Genomic DNA, 342 nt, shown 5'->3' on the forward strand with positions numbered 1-342 from the left:
TTACCTGGTGGTGATGGCTTTCTTGGTGAATGTAATCAAAGATATTGGTTACTTCTGCGCAAGGAAGCCCAGGGCTTTTTTAGGATTTCGTTCTCCTCAGACAGCGAAGCCAGTCGCTTTTCCATCGCTTTGATTTCGTCTGGCGATTTACCGGATTGAGTTTTGGCCTGGCCCTGGATCCACTTATGAACGGTTGAATAGCCAATGCCATATTCTCTGGCCAGTTGGGCAGCTGATTCGCCTTGCTTATATAGGTTGATAATGTTTTGTTTGAATTCTTTGTCGTAACGAGTTGGCATGTAAAAATTCCTTCCTTTTGAGAGACGATTTATTCATTATACG

General features: G+C 43.3%; 1 protein-coding gene. It reads right to left on the reverse strand.

The annotated features are described in order from the left end of the window. Positions 1–35: 35 nt before the first annotated feature. On the reverse strand, positions 36–299 hold the full coding sequence (locus tag KTE19_RS13745; RefSeq protein WP_003606156.1) for a transposase: 264 nt from the start codon (positions 297–299) through the stop codon (positions 36–38). Positions 300–342: the final 43 nt, after the last annotated feature.

This window comes from Lentilactobacillus dabitei, from assembly GCF_019061365.1.
Lineage (GTDB): Bacteria > Bacillota > Bacilli > Lactobacillales > Lactobacillaceae > Lentilactobacillus > Lentilactobacillus dabitei.